Genomic DNA, 22,271 nt, shown 5'->3' with positions numbered 1-22,271 from the left:
TTGATATTTATTCGGATGTAGAAGATAACATTAGTGTGACTAAACGATGACTGTCTAAGATTCTGATCGCATTTCTTGTCAGTATATCAGCGAGATCTGCGACAAAAACCGCAGAGTCTTGTGCAGTCATTTGCGAGCTTACTGTTGTAAGCTGTTGATTGATCTCCATAGCACTGTTTGACATTTTATCTTTTTTAAATACCTTATTGCTAAATATAGATGATTCAAACAACTGTCTTACCTTTGACTGCCAGTCTTTAGTACTTATTAATAGACATTGCCCTTGATGATAAAATAAGAGCCAAGGTAGGTTTTTATCAGTTGCGGTTGAATCGATAACAAGAGCCTCTGCATCATTAATAATATCCAAGCAGATTGGTAAGGATGAAACTGTAGGCGCTTCGGATGAACGATACGAAGTACGGCGACTTTGCTGTAACGGCTCATCGACATAAGATGGTGCTGGTTCTTTAGCTGGCGACTTATGTGAAAATGATTTGCTTGAAGCAGATTGATATGACTGCCTAGGAGCTTGCACTTGCCTGCTCTGTCTTGTGTGATCTATAGGCATATCATTGGGCAAATGTGTGTCAGACAAATTATCTACAGAGACGTCTTTTTTTGACACTTCTGGATTATCGGGGCTAGCAACCTTTGACGTAGCATTGACTATTTTTAGCTGTGAACGAATCGTATGGCTTAAGTGAGCCATGATATTGTTTAGCGGACTGATTTTGATACGCTGCTTCGATGGATGCACATTGACATTGAGCCACTGGGTTGGCAACTCAAAATAAAGCGCATACCCCATACCTGCTAGCTGAGCGCTCTGAGCAAGTTGACGCATTTGGTTACTGATCAATGCTTCTTTTACCAAGCGACCATTCACATAAATTAGCTTTGGCAATGCTATCTGCTCATCAGTCATCGGCCATAACCAGCCACTGATTGCTGCCTGATTAACCGTGCTATCGCCGTACGCTACAGACGACTGCACAAGACTCGATAAATCTATCGATATCGCTAGCGCATTGTCCGTTAATGGCATACCAGTCGCTTGTTCTAGACGCGGCAATGGTAGACAGTTAGCATCATTATCGTTAACGTTTGTAGCATTTGCAGACAATGATAACCGCTTTTTATTGTCATGAAAAAGTGTCAGTGCGACATCAGCTCGCGCCAGTGCGACTTCACGGACGATGGTCTCGATATGGCCAAATTCAGTGGCAATAGATTTTAAATTACCGCGGCGGGCAGGCACATTGAAATATAAGTCTTTGACTATGATTGTTGTGCCGCGATTATGCACGACTGGTGTGAGCTTTGGGGTATCATCTAACACCCCAGCCACCTGTAGTTGACGGCCTATACCACTCTCATCATGGCTACTCGTCAAGGTCAAACGAGAGACAGCCGCCATCGCTGCCAATGCTTCACCTCGAAAACCGAGCGTCGTAATGCCGTGCAAGTTCGCAACATCAGCGACTTTGCTAGTCGCATGACGAGTAATCGCCATCACCATATCATCAGGATGAATACCCACACCGTTATCCACCACTTCAATCATGCCCATACCACCTTGAGTAATACGTATCTCAATATCGGTGGCACCTGCATCAATGGCATTTTCGAGCAGCTCTTTGACGACCGCTGCTGGACGTGTCACGACCTCACCTGCTGCTAGTTGATTAATCAGCAGCGGCGATAGTTTTTTGATGCGGGTGTTGTGGTGGTTATCTGGCATTGATAGATGTCATATTTTAAAAGAATGGCAAGTGGTGTGATTTAGATATTAAATTTTGATAAATCCAGACCTTGCGCTTGGCCTGCTTTTGATACTCTTAAGTGCACTTGGCGTGCTTCATTACCTTTATCATCGTTTTCAACTTGCGTAATATCGATAAACAAAGTTGGCATCGGTAGATAACCATCAGCACGGCTCGCCCATTCAATGATAACGAGCGCTTCAGGCTCATCTAAATACTCATCAAAGCCAATAAAAGACAGCTCTTCTGGATCTTGGAGACGATATAAATCTGCATGATAAACTGGCTTAGTCGTGCCATTGCTTTGCTCAATGCTATAAGGCTCAACCAAGGTATACGTTGGGCTTTTTACCGCACCAGTATGACCGAGAGCATGCAACCAGTAACGCGTTAAAGTGGTTTTACCTGCACCCAAATCCCCTGCCAGCCACACACTACCCGTCAGCGGCAATGCTGCCAGTTGCTTAGCCAATAACTGAGTGCCTTGCTCAGAGTTCAGTATCAAAGTTTGCACGCTGTCACTGTTTTCTATTGATTGATCATTATGCATCAGTCTGAACCTGCATAGTCACCGTTGGATTGGTGAAGCTTTCACCGCGAATCAGCTTGGCATACAGATCAGAGTCCGTCCACTCAGCACGAACTTGTTCACTAAATTCGAAATCCTCTAAAACCAGCTTACCCATCTGCTCGTTTGCCACATCATCGGCGAAACACTGCGCGTAACCTGTTGCCGTTTCATGAGCAATCACTGAATACACCCTGACATCCGCCTCACCATTTTGCATTTGCGTCTGTCGCAGTATTTCTTGCGCCCAAAAGAAAATCACCCGTGAAAACTGCTCTGCTGACGGAGATACTGGTAGGCTAATCCAGCGTGCGCTAAATTTCTTACACGCTGCGACATATTCAGGATCGTCTTTGTTCCAAAAACAAATGGCATGATCAAAGCTGTCGATAATATCTTTGATAGAAGATTTTAGCAGCCCAAAATCATAAACCATTTGCCCATGGTCTAGACGGGTGGCTTCTAAAATCAGCTCAATCTGATAGCTGTGACCATGGATGGAGTGTTTGCAGCGCTCAGAGCTACAGTTGCGAACGATGTGAGCGTTTTCAAATTTGAATAGTTTACGTATACGCATAATAAGGTGACCAAAACAGTGAGCACAGTGGTGCTAAATGTTAATAAATAAGAGTTTGCCGCGTTTATGAATCGGTTTATGGCTAATTATAGCAAATCGCCATGTATCCGTAAGTAAGCACTTATGAATACCATGATTGATTGAACGAATCAGTTAGCGAATAGCTTGGCTAAAACAATGATTTCGCTAAAGGAAAGAAACAAGAGAACTGAATCGTAGGCGAATTGTGCGAGTGCTATCTATTACCAACGCTTAAACTTATACTCAATTGGGTAAGCTGTTATGTATGTTAGTCATCACCATACTTACCTTAAGTCAGCCCAATTGGCTTAGCAGGTTGTATGCGTTATCTACAAAGGAATTACCATGAGCAAAGTCAAGACAGTAAGAAGAATGTCAAAAAGAAACCACTTTTGACCGCCAAAGAAAAGAAAGCGGCGAAACAAGCGAAAAAAGACGACAATGGTAGCATCTTAGGTAAACATTAATATTTTTCGTATCAATATGCCGATCTGACCTAGTGGTTTGATTGGCGTTTTTTTGAGTTGGCCACTCGTTTTTTTTAGGCACTGCGCGGCGCAAACATAATAATCGCCATTCCTAATAGTGCAACTACTGAGCCCACTATGTCCCACACGGTTGGTCGTATCCCATTGACCGTCCATAACCATAAAATCGCCATACAAATATATACGCCACCATAGGCCGCATAGACCCTACCTGCAGCAGTCGGATGTAATGACAGCAGCCAGACAAACGCGATCAAACTCAGTGCGCCAGGTATTAATAGCCAGATAGATTTACCTTCTCGCAGCCATATATAAGGCAAATAACACCCTGCAATCTCAGCCAATGCGGTCAGCGCAAAAAGCCCAACGGTCTTTAATTCTGTCAAACTTACCTACTCCTCAACGGTGATAAATCCAGTCAGGTATTGTACGGCATTGCCAGAAATAAGCACTCTATCGTCTGCCACGGTACAGTCAAGCACACCGCCGCGACTAGATGCTTGATAAGCGACTAATTCATTTTTGGCTAAACGCTTCGCCCATAAAGGGGCAAGTCCAGTATGAATCGAACCTGTTACTGGGTCTTCATCACCACCATTTGCTGGCCAAAAGTATCTAGAGACAAAATCATAATCATGATACTTCTCTGAGGTTGCCTGACAAGTTACCACCACATCATAGGGCGCTAGCTGCTTCAACTTTTCATTATCACGCGCGACATTCAGCACATCGGATTCAGAATCATAGATGACGAAATACGCTTGAGTATTACGGTAAACTTCAGCAGGCACAATGGATAGACCTGCTAATAAACTATCAGGAATCTCATCGATTCTCTCAGGCATTCTATTGGGAAAATCCATTTGCATTTTGCCAGAATCCGTTTTTGCGACTGTCAAAATACCAACCGCTTTGGCTGAAAAATTAATCGACTGTACGTTTGAATTTTTATTAAACAATACATAGGCAGCGGCTAAGGTCGCATGACCACAGAAGTCAATTTCGGTCAATGGTGAGAACCAACGAATATGATAAACACCTTTGCCATCAGCAACAATAAAAGCGGTCTCAGACAAGTTATTTTCAGACGCAATAGATTGCATCAAAGCATCATCTAACCATGTATCTGTCACAATAACCGCCGCAGAATTGCCTTTAAACAACGTGTCAGTGAAGGCGTCTATAATATTTATTTCTAGTTGCATGGGATGTTCTCATTTTTATAATTTTTTAAAGATTAATCTTGGTCATCATTATCTTAGGAGAAATCAAAATAAGAAATAGTTGACCAAAACTTAATACTTAGATCAATAGGCAATAGTTTCGGTGATGTTGTACTGTAGCTAACCAGTCTTGGCAACGAGCTAATATATACCTAGTTCGCTAATTGTCTCAAAAAATCTCACTATAGCTAGGACAACATAATTATTTTAGCATTTTGACAATATTGAAATAGATAGTATGACACACAAAACCCCAGTAAAATCTATCATGGCAAACAAACTTCTTAAATAACCGCCTATCTAGGCCGTACCAACACTTTAAATTTAAATAGGAAATTAGTGTCATGATGCGTATTGGATTGTTTTTATTGACCAACTTGGCCGTGATCGTGGTCTTTAGCATTGTGTTTGGGGTACTATCGAGGTTTTTTGGGATTGGCGGTGTATATACGGCAGGCGGGCTAAATTATGTCAGCCTTGCAGTTATGTGCGGTATCTACGGTCTGGTCGGCTCAATGATTTCGCTATTTCTGTCAAAATGGATGGCCAAAAAATCCACGGGTACGGTGGTAATAGAATCTGCACGCAACCCAACTGAGCAATGGCTGGTCGATACAGTGGCAAAACAAGCGCAAGCGGTAAACATCGGTATGCCTGAGGTTGGTATTTTTAATAACTCGCAGCCAAACGCGTTTGCGACTGGCTGGAATAAGAATAAAGCGCTGGTAGCGGTATCCTCTGGTCTACTACAAAATATGAATCAAGATGAAATCGAAGCGGTACTAGCGCATGAGATTGGCCATGTAGCCAACGGTGATATGGTAACCCTCGCCCTCATTCAAGGCGTGGTCAATGCGTTTGTGATGTTCTTTGCGCGCATTGTCGGTAGTTTCGTGGACCGTACTGTGTTCAAAAACACCAGTGATCGCCCAGGTATCGGTTACTTTATCACCAGTGTTGTGATGGATATTTTGCTTGGGTTTTTGGCGTCTGCCATCGTGATGTGGTTTTCACGCTTACGTGAATTCCGTGCGGATCAAATGGGCGCAAAACTTGCCAGCCGCGAAAAAATGATCAGTGCGCTTGATGCGTTGCGTCCTTCTGCACAGCGACCAGATCAAATGCCTGAGAGTATGAAAGCATTTGCAATCTCGTCTGGACAATCTCAAGGCTTTAGTATTGCCAACCTGTTCCGCTCACACCCAACATTGGATGATCGTATTGCGGCGCTACGAGAATATAATCCTAGTGAAGGGTGATGAAGAAAACATAATTACGCTGTCATAAAAACGCTTATATAGCGTACAGTGTGTATTTCACTACTCTAGCTAATCCAATCTATTTCCATGAGTTTATCGATTTCTTTTCTATACTTTGGCTCTACATAAATAGGAATATACTTCTCCCCTATTTCTTTTGCAATAGCATATCGGTGATGTCCGCCCATTAACATAACCTCTCCCATAAGGTGAGGTTTTACCAGTGGCGGCGATATAGGTCTTTTTTCAGATAAATAGACAATCAAATATGCCAAGCTACTTTTACACCCTACCGTCCACAGCTCGCCTTTATCCCTACGGCTAAAATGACATAGTTTACTATTTAAGGCATGCAACTCTACTTTCCCTAATATAAAACCTTCTGGATAGTGAGTTTTAAAATTTGATTCATTTTCACCATCTAGAGAGAAGCGTTGACCTTCTTTTGATAAGTCCCAATTAAAGGTGATAGGTGGCCAATCTGAAGAATCTGTTTCTATATACTGATTTGCCTCGCTGGATATTCTTGAATGTAGTATCTTTTTAGAACGATAACTTTCTAAAGTTTCACCTGCGTTATCGGCAAAAATATTGTCAATGATCTCATCCATATCCATATTTAATTCCATTTCTCAATGCCAGACGAGCTGTCATAAATTTTGTTCATTATATAGATCAACCTTGAAAATACTCAGCTCTTGTTCCTCTTTAGTAGTATCTAATCATCCCCTAGAAATAGTGAATCCAGCTCCTCTTTTTTACAATACAATCAAACACAAAAAAGCCTATCTAAAAAAGATAGGCTTTCTATTAAATAAACTTACTGACTAAATATCAAACTCAAGCGCTCTATCACCTTCGCTATCTTTGATACGCGTTGGCAGACCAATCTTATTCAATAGATTGATAAATGGCTTAGCGTCTAGCTCCTCGACATTGACCATCTTACCGGTGTCCCACTCCCCAGTCGCGACAAGCATAGCGGCTGCGACGGGTGGCACGCCTGCAGTATAGGAGATACCTTGGCTGCCCACTTCGTTATAAGCGTCTTTATGATCTGAGACATTGTAGATAAACACTTCCGTCTCAACGCTATTGATTTTACCTTTAACTTTATCACCAATGCAGGTCTTGCCTGTATATTCTGGTGCCAGCGAGCTTGGATCTGGTAGTACCGCCTTCACGACTTTTAGCGGCACCACTTCTTGGCCTTCAGCCGTCATCACTGGCTGCTCAGACAGTAGGCCTAAGCTCTGTAGGACAGTGAAGACATTGATGTAGTGCTCACCAAAGCCCATCCAAAAACGAATGTTTGGTACATCTAGGTTGGCTGACAATGAATGCACTTCATCATGACCACTCAGATAGCTGTTCTGCACACCCACAACTGGCAAATCATCCGTACGTTTGACTTCAAACATTTTATTAGACTGCCACTTGCTATCTTGCCAAGAGTAAACTGTCCCTGTGAACTCACGGAAGTTAATTTCTGGGTCAAAGTTAGTCGCAAAGTATTTGCCATGACTGCCCGCATTGATATCAATGATGTCAATATCAGTCACAGATCCTGCATCCATCATGTCATAACCCAAGCGTGCATACGCATTGACCACACCGGGATCAAAGCCTGCACCTAAAATAGCAGTGACATTATTGTCTGCACAGCGCTGTTTGCGTTGCCACTCGTAGTTGTTGTACCACGGCGGTGTCTCACAAATCTTGCGTGGATCTTCATGAATAGCCGTATCTATATATGCCGTGCCTGTTTCAATACAAGCTTCTAGTACGGTCATATTGATAAATGCCGAGCCAACATTAATAAGTATCTGTATTTTTGTGTCTTGTATCAGCTGCACGAGTGCTTGGCTGTCCATGGCATCGACCTGATGCGTATGCAAGACTGCAGCCTGCTTAAAGCTGTCTTTTTCTTTTACGCTCTGCGCGATGGCATCGCATTTGTCTTTGGTACGTGAGGCGATATGGATCTCGCCGAGCACATCATTGTGCATCGCACATTTATGCGCGACCACTTGAGCGACACCACCTGCTCCGATGATAAGTACGTTTTTTTTGTTAGATTTGGCTGGTTGTTTTGTGTTCAATGAACAATCCTCCTTTGTGTCCCTGTCGATACCATTGATTGTGGCTATGCAAAACAGAAACGAGTGAATGATATGCGTGAATTAAAAAGGAAGACCGAGGAAAACCCACGCACCCGTCGGGCAGATAATACTCCATTATTTGCCCGACGCGATTATAACAATTTTTATTCCCTTATCGGTAAAAAATATGTATAAAAAGTAGAGATATTAAAATGCATACTAATACAGGTTAAGCCTTTGTTTTTTAAACATTAAAATACAAAACCCGACAATAACATAGTCTTAAAAACTAAGGCTACTAACGCTACTAAGGCTTAAGATAGGCTGGCTTTATATTCCTCATAGTCAAACTCACGCTGGATATCAGTACTGCCATCCAAACGGCGGATCACTATCGCTGGCATATTAACCCCATTGAACCAGTTTTTCTTGACCATCGTATAACCGGCCGCATTACCAAAGGCGATCTTATCGCCTATCTGAAGATTACTCGGTAATGCATACTCACCAAAGATATCACCTGCCAAGCAAGAACGACCATAAATAATGGTATGGTCTGCCGACTCAGCATTGGCTTCAGACGGCGCAGCTTCTGCTGGATTGCCAGTAGGTGCAATATTGCTAGCAGTATTATTGATCGCGGCAATCGGTGCGGACTCACGATAGATAAGCAAGTCGAGCATATGTGCTTCAATCGAAGCGTCGACGACGGCGAGATTTTTTTGATTGTGCATGGTGTCTAACACTGTCGTGACCAACGTGCCCGCGCCATGGATACTTGCTTCGCCTGGTTCTAAATAAACTTGCACGCCATAGGTCTCACTAAATACTTTTAATCTGTCAGCCAGCTTTTCTAATGGATAATCAGGCGCGATAAAATGAATGCCGCCGCCTAAGCTCACCCATTCAAGTTGCTGCAAAATATCGCCAAATCTAGATTCGATATCTGCCAAACTTTCACTAAAGGCTTCAAAACTGTCATTCTCGCAATTGTTATGAATCATAACGCCTGTAATATCGCTTAGTACCGCTGCGATTTTATCTTTATCGTGCTCACCAAGGCGGCTAAATGGACGTGCAGGATCAGCAATCAAAAATGATGAGTTGCTGGTTTTTGGATTTAATCGTAAGCCTACTGGAACACCTTGCGCTGCCGCTTGATTTTTAAAAGCAGTTAGCTGTGAGATTGAGTTAAATATAATCTTATCAGCATAACTGAGTACTTCAGGAATTTCATCTGCACTATAGGCGACGCTATAAGCGTGGGTTTCTTTTTTATCGCTGCTACTGGCATCAGCGTTATTACCAAAGGTCTCATAGCCCAATCTCACTTCGTTAAGTGAAGACGAAGTCGTGCCATGCAGATAAGGCTGCATCACATCAAAAACACCCCATGTGGCAAAGCATTTTAGTGCCAATAATGCTTTTGCACCAGACAGCTCACATAGCCTAGCGATGATTTTCATATTGGCAACGATCGCCGCTTCATCAAGCACGTAGTATGGCGTTGGTGGCAACGATACGTTGATAGAATTCTCTAGATTTTTTGCATTCATAATAGGTTACCTAATAGACACTCTGCTGTTGGTATCTTGACAGACAGATATAAATATTTGCGCTATAGTAGACTAAATCCATCATAATTAGAATATCTTATGGCACTCTCAACCGATTATTCCACCTCTGCCAGTCGATCCCATGCCTCTCAATTAGACCCAAAACATATAGACTTGACGCACCTCCACCCGGATGCGCGTGCAGTATTGGATTTTTGGTTTGATAAAGATAATGAAGCGTGTTGGTTTGAACAAAACGATCGTTTTGATAAGCAGATAAAGGACAAGTTTGGTGACATTTGGCAGGCAGCAAAGCAAGGTGAATGCGTTAAATGGCGCCTCGCAGAATCTTCTCTAGATGGCAATAGTTCAATAACAGCGCTAGCAGGACGATTGGCAGAAATCATTGTCTTAGATCAGTTTTCACGAAACCTGTGTCGCGAACAAGCCTGTGCTTTTGCCCAAGACGGTATGGCATTAGTTTTAGCACAAGAAGCCACTCAGCAGCCCTATTTTGACACTTTACCGATGCAATGGCGTAAGTTTATGATTATCCCATTTATGCACTCTGAATCTGCCTTAATTCATGAGCGCTATTTGCCATTATTTAGACAGTTAAATGATGCCACTACGCTAGATTTTGAATATCGTCATAAAGAAATTATTGATCAATTTGGGCGTTACCCACATCGTAATGAGGCACTAGGGCGCAAATCAACTGAGGATGAAAAAGCCTTTTTGCAACAGCCAAATTCTTCATTTTAAAGTAGGTTTTATCCAGTCTGCTTACTTTGTCACATTCTTATAGTGTCTTTATATAAAACAAGGACTGAGCCAGTTATCTGGTTCAGTCCTTTTGTTTGTACAATTGATTAAACGGCTTAACTAATAATTTACCTTACCCGTCGTAAAAGTGAATGACTTACTTTCTAAGTTTTTATCATCAATCAAGATATCAAAGCTTACTTGATACTTTGTATTGCCATACAGACCACATTGCTGGCTTTGATTTGCCGCGCGATTAACTTCGCAGCTCTTTAGTGCATCTGTTAATGGCAAAATAAATGCCTCATTCGCTGGTAATGCGTAGTTGGTGTTCACATACGGATCGTTATCAAAGTCGATCAATTGAATCGGTATATTAGTATTTCGCTGAGTATCTCGGAACTTGATGTTGCTGACTTTGATTTTGTTTGCTGATGGCATACTCACATAAACAGGCTGTCCGATAGGATCGGTACGTAAATCGCGACCTGTTCCTTTAACAGGGTTTGGCGACTCACTATACAGAGCAGTTACTGTATCAGTCACACCTTGACAGGGATAAGTAAAAACACCTGACACGGTTGTATCTTTGGTCGCTTGTGTCGCTGAGGCATGGCTAACCAAGACATAACCTTGGTTAAGAGCTGGATTTTTGGCATCCGGTTTATATAAAACCATGCCTGAGCCAACAGCGCTTGAGGTGGGTAGCATCAATGAACGCAAATGATAGGGTGCTGCCAACAACGACTTGGCCATTGATGTTGCCACCACATCCGTTTTCAGAAAGCTTCCTGCTGAATTGAAGTAGACAGATTGAGCAATATTTTCTGTGGCACCATATTGTGCGTTGCTGTATTTTGCGTTTAATAAGCGATCTGAGAAATCTAATCCACCGAAGAATGGGTTATTGCTACCTGTCAAACTAGCAATATCGCTGATTTTATTTTCGACATGGGCATTAAAACTGGTCGGCGTGCTATTAGCAAAGACGTATTTGATATAGTTTGCGTGCTTAATCGCAATATCATCAAGCGCGGTATCAACAGATAAACCACCTAAGCCACAGCTGGTTCTTGCCAGACTAAATTGATTATTAGCACTTAAGGCTGCTTGCGGATTATTCTCAGTAGGATTACTATCGCTTGGCTCACTATCTTGCTCTTCTTGTGTTTCGCTCTGTGGATTATTGGATGTAGAACCATTATCAGAGTCACCACCACCACCGCAGGCCGTTAAAAATACCGCTAAGAAAAGCACTACAGCAAGGTTCTTTTGAGGGGGATGAGCCATCATTTCTTATCCTATAAAATAGTAATATATATAATTCTAGTGAGAATAAAATTCAAAATAAAAGCTTAGTCATTGATTTAACAGCACTTTATACCAAGAGCAACATATTGTATTACATTTTATAAATTTTCGCTCGTTATTTTTCCGAAAATTTGCCTGTTTGTTAACATAGGTATATATCTTCTTTCTGCTGGTACATTAAATCTTTATCATTAGACGATTTCTAGACGAGATATTGTCGTTTAAAATTAGCTCTCTAATGCCTTTCTCACTGGCGCAAAGCTGCGCCTATGTGCTGATAAGACACCATGTCTCTCAATGGCTTCCATATGTGCGCGAGTTGGATAGCCTTTATGTTTGGCAATACCGTATTCTGGATACTGCATGTCAAGGGCATACATGGTCTCATCACGGCTCACCTTTGCCAATATACTAGCCGCTGCGATACTGGTATGACGTGCATCACCCTTCACCCATGCTTGGCAATCAACAGAAGATGGCGATATGCCCAATTCGTGAAATGTAGCATGGCTCAAATCAGGACAGCGATTACCATCAAACAATACTTCAATTTGTAATTGTTTAAGCAATGTATTCTCATTGTTTTTAGTCACCAAGCATGTAAGAGCGGCATCTAGCAGTGCCTCCGTACACAAGCGCATACCGAGCATGGTAGCCTGCAAAATATTGACTTGATCGATGACAGCTGCGGGTACATCAGCGATGATATAACTGACTGCATGCTGTTGTACCAATGGATAAAGAAGATCGCGCTTTTTTTCGCTCAGCTTTTTGGAGTCTGTCAGTATCGACAATGGTGTGTCTTTGAGTGGTTGTTCTTCAATCAATCCTGACCAAGACGCAGGCAATATCGCGGCGGCCACATTGACACTACCTAGTAACGGTCCACGTCCTGCTTCATCAACGCCAATTTTTAATATTGACTGTTCTAAGCGTTGCGCTTCATCGCGCTCATATTGAGCAAACAGCTTAGAGGTATTCAACTGTCCATATAAGCGTATAGGCGCCGCCAATTGAATATACTGCCCTTTGACATCAATATGATCAATACTGACGTCAATTATCTGGGCTAGGTTTTTTGTGCTAGGTTGAATTTGCATAATATTAGAAAGTCTTTCTAGGTTAGGTAAGATTGGAGGCATTACTATCGCTCATAAAATATTGTTCAATCACGCTATTCGCTGGCTCATGATTGCTTTGCTGCTGCAACGTGTGCTTTGTCGCTAATAGATCTTTTAATTGCTCAGCATAAGCACGCGGTTGTAATAGACGCATCACCGTACGGCAAATATTATCCCCACTTGCCTGCTCTTGAATAAGCTCAGGCACAATCGGCGCATTAGCCAAAATGTTAGGCAGTGCCACATAAGGCACTTTTACCAGACGTTTGGCAATCTGATAAGTGATCTGATTCAATTGATAAACCACCACCATCGGACGCTCAAGCAGCATTGCCTCCAATGTTGCTGTCCCAGAAGCTAGCATCACGATATCTGACGCTGCCATCGCATGCTGACTAAACTCTGGCTGAGTATCATCATAAACGACGACAATAGCTGCCCGCAGCTGCTCTGAGCATTGATCAATGACTTCTTGCACAATATATTGGTGATTTTGATCAACCGTTGGAATGATAAAACACAGTTTTGGGTCTAATAATATGAGCTTTTGAATGCCGTCAAGCATCAATGGCAAGATAGCGGTAATCTCGCCACGCCGAGAGCCAGGCATCACGCAGATAAGCTGGCTGACATCATCAAACCGTTCAATAAAAAACTGCTGTAAACCATCATTGTGCCAGACCAGCTCGCTACGGCGCTGATTGATTGGCGTGTCTATCAATGCTTGATCAATGGTTCGTAGCAACGGATGCCCCACACAGATCGCCGGATGATTATGACGCTCATAAACCGGTAGCTCAAATGGGAATAGGCACAATACCAAATGGGTTGCCGCTTTAATATTATGGATACGCGACTCACGCCATGCCCAAATAGAAGGACTGACATATTGCACACAGAACACGCCTTGTGGCTTGAGTTTTTTAGCGACCCGTAGGTTAAAATCAGGTGCATCGATACCAATAAACCAATCGATATTGGCTGTCTTAAACGCACTCAATAGCTCGCGGCGTGCTTTGAGCAAATCTGGTAGCTGCGCCATGACTTCAACCAGACCCATCACTGCCAAACGCTCTAATGGAAAAATGCTTTGCAATCCTTGCGCTTGCATCTTAGTGCCGCCCACGCCTACCCAAACGATGTCATCACGCAGATTATTCATCTGTTGCATAAAATCTGCGCCTAAACTGTCACCTGACACTTCACCTGCGACAATGGCTATCACTAGCGGTGTGGCAGTCGTTTTAGGTTTATTAAAATCCGTCTCTGTTTGGCTGATGGAATCAGTATGTGGATGAGACGTAGCAGAATCTGTCATGACAAGCTCTCAATATTGAAGATATACAAATAAAATAAATCGTTGTTGTAAAATATAACACAGTCAGTCAATGATAGAGGTTGATGACATACACATTTTATCTGTGTCTATTTTTTGGCATTCATGTTTTAGTGTGCAATCGTTTTAGTGCGCAATCATAAAGCCATCGCGGTCGCTATCATACGTGACGATGATACAAATAGCTAAATTCACGCATAAAGTCTGATCGTTGAACACCCAGCACTTAATTCATCCTTATTAATAGACAGAAAAAACGAAATACCAAACGTGCATTTGCGAATTCAAATATAACCTTAATCATGTGTAAGTATAACTAAGTTTTAGTTTCCTCATTCCAGTTATCAGTCAATTAACTACCGGACTACCCTTGTCAACCAACACTTTTGTCCGCATAATGAATATTCCTATAAATCAGCTAGACGATATATAACCATGACAACATCAGTTACCCATAATGCAGACATTGACGACGTGAATATTGAAAAATTTATTCCTTTGATTACTCCCGCTGAGCTAAAAGCTGAGCTACCTCTGTCAGACGATGCATACAAAACCGTACTAAACGGTCGCCAAACGATCCAAAATATCTTGGATGGTAAAGACAAGCGTCTGTTTGTGGTCATTGGACCCTGCTCTATCCACGATATTAAAGCGGCCCATGAGTATGCCGATCGCTTAGCCGTATTGGCAAAAGAGATCGAAGACAGCGTATTTGTCGTCATGCGTGTTTATTTTGAAAAACCTCGTACCACAGTCGGTTGGAAGGGTATGATTAATGACCCTGACATGAATGACAGCTTTGATATCGAAAAGGGCTTGCGTACGGCGCGCAAGTTATTGCTTGATTTGAATGAAAAAGGCTTGCCTTGTGCGACTGAAGCCCTTGATCCAAACACGCCGCAGTACATTCAGGATTTGATCAGCTGGTCAGCGATTGGCGCCCGTACCACCGAGAGCCAAACACACCGTGAAATGAGCTCAGGCTTATCTTGCCCAGTTGGCTTCAAAAACGGTACTGACGGCGGTATGACGGTTGCTGTCAATGCGATGCAAGCCGTTAAAGAAGGGCATAGCTTCCTAGGTCTATCCTCAGATGGTAAGGTCTCTATCATCAAATCGAAAGGCAACCCTTACGCACACGTGGTACTCCGCGGTGGTAATGGCAAGCCTAATTATGATGAAACGGCAGTTGCTCAAGTTGAGAACGAACTGGCAAAAGGCAAAACCAATGGCAAAATCATGATTGACTCAAGCCATGCCAACTCAGGTAAAGACCCTTACTTGCAGCCGATGGTTATCCAAAACGTCGCTGAGCAAATTCAAAATGGTAATAAATCAATCATTGGCATGATGATTGAGAGTCACCTAAAAGGCGGCAATCAAAAACTAACCGCCGATTTAAGTCAGCTTGAGTACGGTAAATCTATCACTGATGGCTGTCTAGACTGGGATAGCACTGTCACCGCATTGCGCGGCTTGCGTGATATGGTAAAAGATGTGCTACCAAACCGCTAATAGCCATTAACGATAGTATATCGTCAAGCAAAAACTAAAAAGCCCTTTTCGTACTGACACGAAAGGGGCTTTTTATTGGGAGAATTTTAAGAAAAACATTTTCTTGAGCAGCTTAATTCTTAATGACAATTAATGCTATACGCTCAATTAAATAAAGCCAACTCTAGTTTGAGGTTGGCTTTATTTTAAAGTTAATACTACAGCTAAATTATTTCCTAGCTATTATCAATCAGCTATTTGCAGCACCTAATACACTCTCTAAGCTTTCAAGCACATGCTTAGATGAAACGTTCTTGCGCAAGTCTGTTAGCTGCTCATGTGCCATTTGACGACGTGGTTCAGCCAACGTATTCCAGCGTGCCAGCACTTGTAGCAGTCGCGACGCCAATACAGGGTTGGCATCATCGAGTTTTTTGATCACGTCTGTATACATCTTCAGACCCTCTGCTGTCCATAGTACTGTTGGTTGTGAGCTAAAGGCGCCGATAACTGAACGGACACGATTAGGGGTATTCCAATCAAAATCGGTATGCGCAATTAACGACTTGATAACATCAGGTGTCACATCATCAGCGGCGGCTTGCACACTGAACCACAAATCAATCACCAGATCATTTGCTTGGAAACGCTTATAGAAATCGGTCAAATAATGATTGGCTTTTGGCAGCTGATGGTTGACCATCGCCTTCAACGCACCAAAACGCTCTGTCATACAGCTAGCATGATCATATTGCTGTTGTGCCCAATCGGCTGCACCTTCAACGTTAGCAGTCAGTGCCATATCAAGCACCACATTACGCAGCGCACGAATGCCTCGAGCTTGAGCACTGTCTTCATAAGACTGCATTGGCAGATCATTGTATAACGTAGCCCATTGATCTTTTAATTTATCTGCTACTTGCTGATATAGTCCATCGCGCTGCTCTTTCACTAGTACCGGATCGTAGTCTTGAGGAATAGCAGAAGCCAGCTCTTGCGCTGATGGAATATCAAGTAATCGTGCGGCCAGCATCGCATCATCAGCTGCTAAAACGGGCAACGTCTGTGCCAAGGCTTCTAAATACACATCAGGACTGCTCTTCGCACCTTGGCTTTGCAGTAAAATACGGTTGACCAGCATTTGGGTGACTTGCCAGCGGTTAAACCCATTGGTTTCATGCTTGAGCAAAAATGCTAAGTCTGCATCTTGGTAATCATAGTTGAGCTGTACTGGCGCACTAAAATCACGCAGTAAAGACACAACAGGCTCACTTGCGACATTTTCAAACACAAACGTTTGCGTCGCCTCGTCAAGCAATAACATATGCTCAGCGACGATAGCGCCTGAGTCTTTATCAAACAGTGCGGTTGCTACAGGTATCGGCAACGGTTTTGGTGCATCAAAGCCTTTCACATGACGTGTTTGCTGATTCAAGGTAATCGTTAATGTCTGCGCTGCACTATCATAAGTTTGAGAGCCCGATACCACTGGCGTACCTGGCTGACGATACCAGTCGATAAAGTCCTCGATTTTGTCATCAGTGATGCTAAGGGCTGATAAAAAGTCTTCTACCGTGACCGCTTGTCCATCATAACGACGGAAATACTCGTCTGTTCCTTTGCGAAAATCATCCGGCCCTAATGTGTTCGCAATCATTCGTACGATTTCAGCGCCTTTCTCATAGACGGTCGTCGTATAAAAGTTATTAATCTCAACAAAGCTCTCTGGACGTACAGGATGTGCTAATGGGCCTGCATCTTCTGCAAACTGATGCGCGCGTAGTGTCGCTACATCATCGATACGCTGTACCGCACTTGATTGTTGATCTGCTGAAAACGACTGATCACGGTAAACCGTAAAACCTTCTTTCAAACACAGCTGAAACCAGTCACGGCACGTGATACGGTTACCCGTCCAGTTATGGAAATATTCGTGAGCAATAATGGCTTTTACGCTAAAACTGCGCGCATCAGTAGTGGTCTCAGGGCTCGATAACACGCAAGCGGTGTTAAAGATATTAAGACCCTTATTCTCCATTGCGCCCATATTAAACTGACTGACCGCCACAATCATATAGCGATCTAAATCATAGGCTCGGCCGTAATTGACCTCATCCCACTTCATGGCGTCTTTTAAGGCTTGCATACCAACATCGCATTTATCGATATCGGCAGATTTTGCGTAAACCTCAAGTAATACGTCCCGACCTTCGCTGGTCGTATAAGAGTCTGTCAATACATCCAAATCAGCAATAACACAGGCAAATAAATAGCTGGGCTTGTTGGTTGGATCCTGCCAAATCGCATAATGACGCTCTGGCGCATCAGCAACCTCGCCTGCTTCAACTAAATTACCGTTAGCCAATAACGTCGGATAGCGCTTATCGGCTTCCAGTCGAGTGGTAAATATCGCGAGTACATCAGGGCGATCAGGATAAAAAGTAATCTTACGGAAACCCTCTGGTTCGCACTGAGTCACAAACATCGTGTCGTCACCACTACCTGCCATGTATAGACCTTCAAGCGCGGTGTTAGTTTGCGGGCAGATACGTACCTGAATGTCTAAGGTAACCTCATCAGGTGCTTCATAAATCGTTAGCTTGCCATCTTCTTGCTGGTAGTGCTCAGATGTTAACGCTTTATCATTCATGATAATAGACAGCAGCTCTAACGATTCGCCAAATAAGACAATATCCCCTATGGTTTGGCGTACCATCTTAAGCGTACTATTTACCTGAGCATAATCTTCAAACAGCTTAATGTCCAAATGGACCGTTTCCACATCAAAACTTGGTTTTTGGTAATCCTTTAGATTAATTTTACTTGGTGCATGTGGGGGTACATCTGGCATTTCAGGGTTGATGATCTGAGCATCGGTTTCAGCAGTAGACATGGTAATTTCCTATTATTATTGATGATATGTTATGAGTGTTATTGTTTTGCTATTCGCATTATAGCTTTCGTCTTGATAGCAACGTTTATGGCGCTCAAAGTCACAATGAAAGTCACAACGGGCGCATGTTATATATGGTTTCCTGCTTATAGGTAGATTGACCTAAATCCTTATATTTCAAGTACGAGCATCGAGATAACTGAGTTTATCCTTCATATACATTCATGCTTGTTAATAAGCTTCTATATGAATGATTAAATCAACAATTGGCTCACGTTATCAATTGGATAATGCCGATGAAAATGATTTAATAGGCGCACTAATAACTCACCTTTCATAAACGGCTTATTATATGACAACACACACTGCCAAATACTCAAAGATCACGTTACCTCTACTGATAGAGTATGTTGATGCTCTCATGCCTTCGCTTGATAACTCACTTGATAAACAAGCACAAACGATGACTAGACAGACTGATGACACTACTCAGCTGTTATGGGTAGCACACGACAAAACAGAATTATCAACTCTGCAAACACAGCTCAAGAAAACTACACATATTAAAGATACGAATGTTAAAGATGATAATAACGTATCAGCTGAAGCATGGCACGTCTCCACTTTATCAGAGCTTGCTAAACAGCCTGTGCTTGAACGATACGAGCTTGCTTGCTTTTGGCTACCCACCCTCTCACAAGAGCTGTTACATCAATACATCCCTGCCCTCATGCGTTATCGTGATCTTTATGCAGCACACTTGCTGGTTGCACTTGATAGTTCCATTGATTTGAAACCTTATGGATTTACGCCATTTGATATCTTAAGCGAGCCATCTTTAGATATTAGTGATATTGAATCCATCACGTCTTCCACTGTATCAGCGGCGCTTTGGCAGTTCAATTTATATGATTATAAACAGCTACCGAATTGGCTCAATGCTGATTACTGGGCCAATCCTGAAAACTGGGGCAAATACCGCTGGTGATATAGTGAATTCAGTATAAAAGCGATACAGTGGGACTGGGATAAATTTTTCGCAGCCTCTGTCTGCGTAGGCACAGCACGCAAGGAAAATTTAGACCAGTTCCACCTTGATATATAATGTATCTGTTTTATTTAGGATTGACTATACGTTACATATCTATCGTTATTTACAGTAAAAATACTTACATAAATTAACAGTTAGTATATGATGTCTAAAGATTGCCTGAGTTTTATCGTAAGCAGTTTAAAAAATAAATTTAATTAAAATTTTAGGAGCTCGTCATGTCAATCAGTTTTTCTAAGATCGCTGTTTTAGCTGTACTATCAAGCGCCGTTGCACTCACTACAGGTTGTGCGACTAAACGTGCTACCTCAGAGGTTGTGGTCGCGCCGCTAGGTATTCCAGGTGGTCAAGTTGGCTATAATGGTGCCGTCATCGTTGATAACTCAGCCGCTGTCATTACTGGTGCTGAAAACTTACAAGCGGTTGTCTACTTTGCTTTTGATAGCAGCGAAATCACTGCGCAAGCGGCGAGTGTCCTTAACCAACACGTGAGCCTATTAAACTCAAACCCAGCAGCTGGTGTCGTTATCGCAGGTCATACTGATGAGCGCGGTAGCCGTGAATACAATATGGCACTCGGTGAGCGCCGTGCCCAAGCAGCACGTAATTATCTTGCTGCTCAGGGTGTCGCCGCCAACAACATCCGTGTCATTAGCTATGGTGAAGAACGTCCTGCAGCGGCTGGCAACACCGAAGATGCCTATGCACAAAACCGCCGTGCTGAGCTGTCTTACTAAGCGTCATTAAAAATCATTTGCTTTAAAAAAGCCCAGTAATGTTATATTACTGGGCTTTTTATACTCTATTGAGCTAAGTAAGATATAAATATTTCAAACTCAAATGTAAGATACCTAATTTTAAGTATATTATTTACATTTCTAAAAAAACTTCGTTTTCAATTAAAAATACTAATGACCACTCATGATAATACCAGTACTAAATATCACTAACGTCCAACTTACTCAACTCGACCATGAAACTTGGTGCGTGACTGCTCAAGTAAGTGATTTATCCAGTCCTGTAGGAATGAGCAACTTTTGGAACGACTCATACTGGTTATCAGTATATCCATCATCACATATAATCTTTACTGAGCTTCGTCATTTCAAATGGCATTATCATGCAGTACAAAAACCAATATCAAAACGTAGTATTGCTCATAGGCAACGTCAACAGCAGCGCCAAGGTGTGAGACAGTTACTACAAGCGCTACTCAATAAGCTAGAAATCAGCGATACCTTAGATGAGTCGAGCTTCCCCTATCGCCTTAGCAAAAGCAAGTATTACGTCTGTTTTAGCCATACAGCCGCTCATAACAAAGACGAATTCAATAAAAAATCTCATCAAAATATCCCTGCTATTTCATACAGCAAAATAGCAGCGGTCATCAGTCGTCGTCGCCCTGCTGGCATCGATATCGAGCACAATAATGTTGCTTGGCATATCGTCAAGCGTTTTTACTCAGATAATGAAGTTACTATCTTACAGACATTACCAAAAAATCAGCGTGATTATATTGCAAAGTTACTATGGCAAATCAAAGAAAGCTTTATCAAGATCCATCAGTATACGTTGGCACAAGGTTTAGGTATAGATTACTCTAATGTCATTCCTGCCTTGACTGATGATATAAATAAAGACCTTATTACTATCAGTCATACTAACGATCAATCCAATCACCAAATTGCAGTATTGCAAGCAGATCAAACAGTCGTCGTTTTTTGATCATATCTGGCAATGCTCTCGTATTTATTATCTTCGCTTTCTTCTAGACATAAAAAAACGACCCTAGAAAGGGTCGTTTTTTTTATTCTCTTCTAATAACAGTATTTACACTGTGATTAGATTAAAAACGGTAAGTTGCACCAAGTTTAACGATTGGCATCCACTCTAACCAGCTTTTATCTTCTAGATCTTTTTCAGCTTGACGCGCTGCATCTTGCGCCGCTACTACATTTCCGCCTTCACCAGTGTAACGAACGTTTGCATCTACTTTGCCCATATAAGCTGCACCTAGTTCACCAAATAAACCAAAGTTATTAGTGATATTAGGACGGAAGCCTACAGTTAAGTAAGGGGCTAACTTGTTACGGTGCTCAATACTACCTTCTAGGTTACCAACGTTATCACCGCCAAAATCTTCAGCTAAAGATTGGTCAAGAGTTGCATTACCAGCATAGAACTTGTTGCCATCAATACTGTAGTAACCTTCACCTTCAGCATTTGCACGAACATCAATATCGTTATCAGGAACGATGATACCAGCGCCCATTGTGAACCAGTTACCAGTAGGACGTAACTGTACACCTAAGTACGGGTTGCTAAAATCTGTATCTACGTCATAGTTGATGTCATTTGCATCGAAGTCACCGCCGAATAGGTCGGCAACATCGCCACCTGCCCAACCAGCTTGTAGTTCAGTTTTCTCGTTTAGAGACCAACCGATGTTAGCGCCATAACCTAAAGTACCAACTTCAGCACTAACAGATGCTGGGTTAACAGCTGTTTGGAAGAAAGTTTTAGTACCACCAACTACAGCACCAGTAGTGTTGCGTACGATACCAGCATCAGAGTTATATGCATAAGCAGGTTCTGCTTGGTAGGCAACAGCCACTGGTTCAGCTTTGTATACTACCGCATCGTTATTATCAACAACGATAACCGGATCAGCGGCTAATGCAGCAGTTGATGCTAGAACAGCAGCAGAGATAGCTGTAAGTTTAATAAGTTTCATAAT

20 protein-coding genes are annotated in these 22,271 nt (G+C 42.4%); 7 read left to right on the top strand and 13 right to left on the bottom strand.

Going from position 1 to position 22,271, the window contains the following annotated elements:
• Window positions 1-7: 7 nt before the first annotated feature.
• Genes mutL through BLR43_RS07165 form a run of 3 tightly spaced genes read right to left on the bottom strand, consistent with a single transcriptional unit; the run spans window position 8 to window position 2,911 of the window.
• Window positions 8-1,744 (bottom strand): DNA mismatch repair endonuclease MutL, encoded by a 1,737-nt coding sequence (mutL, locus tag BLR43_RS07175; RefSeq protein WP_093069975.1) that lies wholly within the window; start codon window positions 1,742-1,744, stop codon window positions 8-10.
• A 41-nt stretch (window positions 1,745-1,785) separates the two neighbouring features.
• Window positions 1,786-2,316, bottom strand: coding sequence for a tRNA (adenosine(37)-N6)-threonylcarbamoyltransferase complex ATPase subunit type 1 TsaE (gene tsaE, locus BLR43_RS07170; RefSeq protein ID WP_093069973.1), 531 nt, complete (start codon window positions 2,314-2,316; stop codon window positions 1,786-1,788).
• The gene (locus BLR43_RS07165) at window positions 2,309-2,911 is read right to left on the bottom strand and encodes a 6-pyruvoyl trahydropterin synthase family protein (RefSeq protein WP_093069971.1); all 603 of its coding nucleotides are present in this window, start codon (window positions 2,909-2,911) and stop codon (window positions 2,309-2,311) included. Before BLR43_RS07165 ends, tsaE begins: the two co-directional genes overlap by 8 nt.
• A 341-nt stretch (window positions 2,912-3,252) precedes the next feature.
• Here BLR43_RS07165 and BLR43_RS13610 point away from each other — a divergent pair, with 341 nt between their 5' ends.
• On the top strand, window positions 3,253-3,399 hold the full coding sequence (locus tag BLR43_RS13610; RefSeq protein ID WP_167669391.1) for a hypothetical protein: 147 nt from the start codon (window positions 3,253-3,255) through the stop codon (window positions 3,397-3,399).
• Window positions 3,400-3,473: 74 nt separating this feature from the next.
• Here BLR43_RS13610 and BLR43_RS07160 read toward each other — a convergent pair whose 3' ends face one another.
• Window positions 3,474-3,806: a YnfA family protein gene (locus BLR43_RS07160; RefSeq protein ID WP_093069968.1), complete on the bottom strand. Its 333-nt coding sequence runs from the start codon at window positions 3,804-3,806 to the stop codon at window positions 3,474-3,476.
• A 6-nt stretch (window positions 3,807-3,812) separates the two neighbouring features.
• Complete coding sequence (locus tag BLR43_RS07155) at window positions 3,813-4,625, bottom strand: PhzF family phenazine biosynthesis protein (RefSeq protein WP_093069966.1); 813 nt, start codon at window positions 4,623-4,625, stop codon at window positions 3,813-3,815.
• Window positions 4,626-4,987: 362 nt separating this feature from the next.
• Here BLR43_RS07155 and htpX point away from each other — a divergent pair, with 362 nt between their 5' ends.
• Entirely contained in the window at window positions 4,988-5,902 is a 915-nt protein-coding gene (htpX, locus tag BLR43_RS07150; protein ID WP_093069964.1) for a protease HtpX, read from the top strand.
• 65 nt (window positions 5,903-5,967) lie between these two features.
• On the opposite strand, the gene BLR43_RS07145 is transcribed toward htpX, so the two are convergent.
• The 3 genes from BLR43_RS07145 to BLR43_RS07135 form a co-directional block, all read right to left on the bottom strand.
• Window positions 5,968-6,519, bottom strand: coding sequence for a ParB N-terminal domain-containing protein (locus BLR43_RS07145; protein WP_093069961.1), 552 nt, complete (start codon window positions 6,517-6,519; stop codon window positions 5,968-5,970).
• 210 nt (window positions 6,520-6,729) lie between these two features.
• Window positions 6,730-8,004, bottom strand: coding sequence for a saccharopine dehydrogenase family protein (locus BLR43_RS07140; protein WP_093069960.1), 1,275 nt, complete (start codon window positions 8,002-8,004; stop codon window positions 6,730-6,732).
• Between the two features lie 314 nt (window positions 8,005-8,318).
• Window positions 8,319-9,560 carry a carboxynorspermidine decarboxylase gene (locus tag BLR43_RS07135; RefSeq protein WP_093069957.1) on the bottom strand — a complete coding sequence of 414 codons (1,242 nt, stop codon included), beginning with the start codon at window positions 9,558-9,560 and terminating at the stop codon, window positions 8,319-8,321.
• A 99-nt stretch (window positions 9,561-9,659) separates the two neighbouring features.
• On the opposite strand from BLR43_RS07135, the gene BLR43_RS07130 reads away from it, so the two are divergent.
• Window positions 9,660-10,325, top strand: a complete 666-nt coding sequence (locus tag BLR43_RS07130) for a DUF924 family protein (RefSeq protein WP_083328820.1) — start codon at window positions 9,660-9,662, stop codon at window positions 10,323-10,325.
• A 120-nt stretch (window positions 10,326-10,445) separates the two neighbouring features.
• On the opposite strand, the gene BLR43_RS07125 is transcribed toward BLR43_RS07130, so the two are convergent.
• The 3 genes from BLR43_RS07125 to lpxB all read right to left on the bottom strand — a co-directional run bounded on the left by BLR43_RS07125 (window position 10,446) and on the right by lpxB (window position 14,075).
• Window positions 10,446-11,618, bottom strand: a complete 1,173-nt coding sequence (locus BLR43_RS07125) for a CAP domain-containing protein (protein WP_093069955.1) — start codon at window positions 11,616-11,618, stop codon at window positions 10,446-10,448.
• A gap of 245 nt (window positions 11,619-11,863) precedes the next feature.
• On the bottom strand, window positions 11,864-12,736 hold the full coding sequence (locus BLR43_RS07120; RefSeq protein ID WP_093069952.1) for a ribonuclease HII: 873 nt from the start codon (window positions 12,734-12,736) through the stop codon (window positions 11,864-11,866).
• Window positions 12,737-12,758: 22 nt separating this feature from the next.
• Window positions 12,759-14,075, bottom strand: coding sequence for a lipid-A-disaccharide synthase (gene lpxB / locus BLR43_RS07115; RefSeq protein ID WP_093069950.1), 1,317 nt, complete (start codon window positions 14,073-14,075; stop codon window positions 12,759-12,761).
• A gap of 453 nt (window positions 14,076-14,528) precedes the next feature.
• Between lpxB and BLR43_RS07110 the strand changes: the two genes are divergently transcribed.
• Window positions 14,529-15,611 (top strand): 3-deoxy-7-phosphoheptulonate synthase, encoded by a 1,083-nt coding sequence (locus BLR43_RS07110; RefSeq protein WP_093069948.1) that lies wholly within the window; start codon window positions 14,529-14,531, stop codon window positions 15,609-15,611.
• A 229-nt stretch (window positions 15,612-15,840) separates the two neighbouring features.
• Here the strand turns inward: BLR43_RS07110 and pepN are convergent, their stop codons facing one another.
• A complete protein-coding gene (gene pepN / locus BLR43_RS07105) occupies window positions 15,841-18,441 on the bottom strand; it encodes an aminopeptidase N (RefSeq protein ID WP_244265489.1) in 2,601 nt (866 codons plus the stop codon).
• 394 nt (window positions 18,442-18,835) lie between these two features.
• Between pepN and BLR43_RS07100 the strand changes: the two genes are divergently transcribed.
• From BLR43_RS07100 to BLR43_RS07090, 3 genes are all read left to right on the top strand, one after another.
• A complete protein-coding gene (locus BLR43_RS07100) occupies window positions 18,836-19,471 on the top strand; it encodes a DUF6231 family protein (protein ID WP_093069943.1) in 636 nt (211 codons plus the stop codon).
• A gap of 281 nt (window positions 19,472-19,752) precedes the next feature.
• Window positions 19,753-20,271, top strand: a complete 519-nt coding sequence (gene pal, locus BLR43_RS07095) for a peptidoglycan-associated lipoprotein Pal (RefSeq protein ID WP_093069940.1) — start codon at window positions 19,753-19,755, stop codon at window positions 20,269-20,271.
• Between the two features lie 184 nt (window positions 20,272-20,455).
• Complete coding sequence (locus BLR43_RS07090; RefSeq protein WP_143007418.1) at window positions 20,456-21,259, top strand: 4'-phosphopantetheinyl transferase superfamily protein; 804 nt, start codon at window positions 20,456-20,458, stop codon at window positions 21,257-21,259.
• Window positions 21,260-21,380: 121 nt separating this feature from the next.
• On the opposite strand, the gene BLR43_RS07085 is transcribed toward BLR43_RS07090, so the two are convergent.
• Entirely contained in the window at window positions 21,381-22,268 is an 888-nt protein-coding gene (locus BLR43_RS07085) for a hypothetical protein (protein WP_093069937.1), read from the bottom strand.
• Between the last annotated feature and the right edge of the window lie 3 nt (window positions 22,269-22,271).

The organism is Psychrobacter pacificensis (assembly GCF_900101915.1).
Taxonomy (GTDB): domain Bacteria; phylum Pseudomonadota; class Gammaproteobacteria; order Pseudomonadales; family Moraxellaceae; genus Psychrobacter; species Psychrobacter pacificensis.
Note: the sequence above shows the minus strand (reverse complement) of the source record. Positions and strands in the feature narration are given on the sequence as shown.

Bases quoted from the DNA above. Each gene is read 5' to 3' on its own strand.
- tsaE (WP_093069973.1), bottom strand. From the start codon at position 2,316: ATGCATAATGATCAATCAATAGAAAACAGTGACAGCGTGCAAACTTTG.
- BLR43_RS07085 (WP_093069937.1), bottom strand. From the start codon at position 22,268: ATGAAACTTATTAAACTTACAGCTATCTCTGCTGCTGTTCTAGCATCA.
- pepN (WP_244265489.1), bottom strand. From the start codon at position 18,441: ATGCCAGATGTACCCCCACATGCACCAAGTAAAATTAATCTAAAGGAT.
- BLR43_RS07145 (WP_093069961.1), bottom strand. From the start codon at position 6,519: ATGGATATGGATGAGATCATTGACAATATTTTTGCCGATAACGCAGGT.
- BLR43_RS07120 (WP_093069952.1), bottom strand. From the start codon at position 12,736: ATGCAAATTCAACCTAGCACAAAAAACCTAGCCCAGATAATTGACGTC.
- BLR43_RS13610 (WP_167669391.1), top strand. From the start codon at position 3,253: ATGCGTTATCTACAAAGGAATTACCATGAGCAAAGTCAAGACAGTAAG.
- BLR43_RS07165 (WP_093069971.1), bottom strand. From the start codon at position 2,911: ATGCGTATACGTAAACTATTCAAATTTGAAAACGCTCACATCGTTCGC.
- BLR43_RS07110 (WP_093069948.1), top strand. From the start codon at position 14,529: ATGACAACATCAGTTACCCATAATGCAGACATTGACGACGTGAATATT.
- lpxB (WP_093069950.1), bottom strand. From the start codon at position 14,075: ATGACAGATTCTGCTACGTCTCATCCACATACTGATTCCATCAGCCAA.
- BLR43_RS07135 (WP_093069957.1), bottom strand. From the start codon at position 9,560: ATGAATGCAAAAAATCTAGAGAATTCTATCAACGTATCGTTGCCACCA.
- BLR43_RS07100 (WP_093069943.1), top strand. From the start codon at position 18,836: ATGACAACACACACTGCCAAATACTCAAAGATCACGTTACCTCTACTG.
- BLR43_RS07130 (WP_083328820.1), top strand. From the start codon at position 9,660: ATGGCACTCTCAACCGATTATTCCACCTCTGCCAGTCGATCCCATGCC.
- BLR43_RS07125 (WP_093069955.1), bottom strand. From the start codon at position 11,618: ATGATGGCTCATCCCCCTCAAAAGAACCTTGCTGTAGTGCTTTTCTTA.
- mutL (WP_093069975.1), bottom strand. From the start codon at position 1,744: ATGCCAGATAACCACCACAACACCCGCATCAAAAAACTATCGCCGCTG.
- BLR43_RS07155 (WP_093069966.1), bottom strand. From the start codon at position 4,625: ATGCAACTAGAAATAAATATTATAGACGCCTTCACTGACACGTTGTTT.
- htpX (WP_093069964.1), top strand. From the start codon at position 4,988: ATGATGCGTATTGGATTGTTTTTATTGACCAACTTGGCCGTGATCGTG.
- pal (WP_093069940.1), top strand. From the start codon at position 19,753: ATGTCAATCAGTTTTTCTAAGATCGCTGTTTTAGCTGTACTATCAAGC.
- BLR43_RS07090 (WP_143007418.1), top strand. From the start codon at position 20,456: ATGATAATACCAGTACTAAATATCACTAACGTCCAACTTACTCAACTC.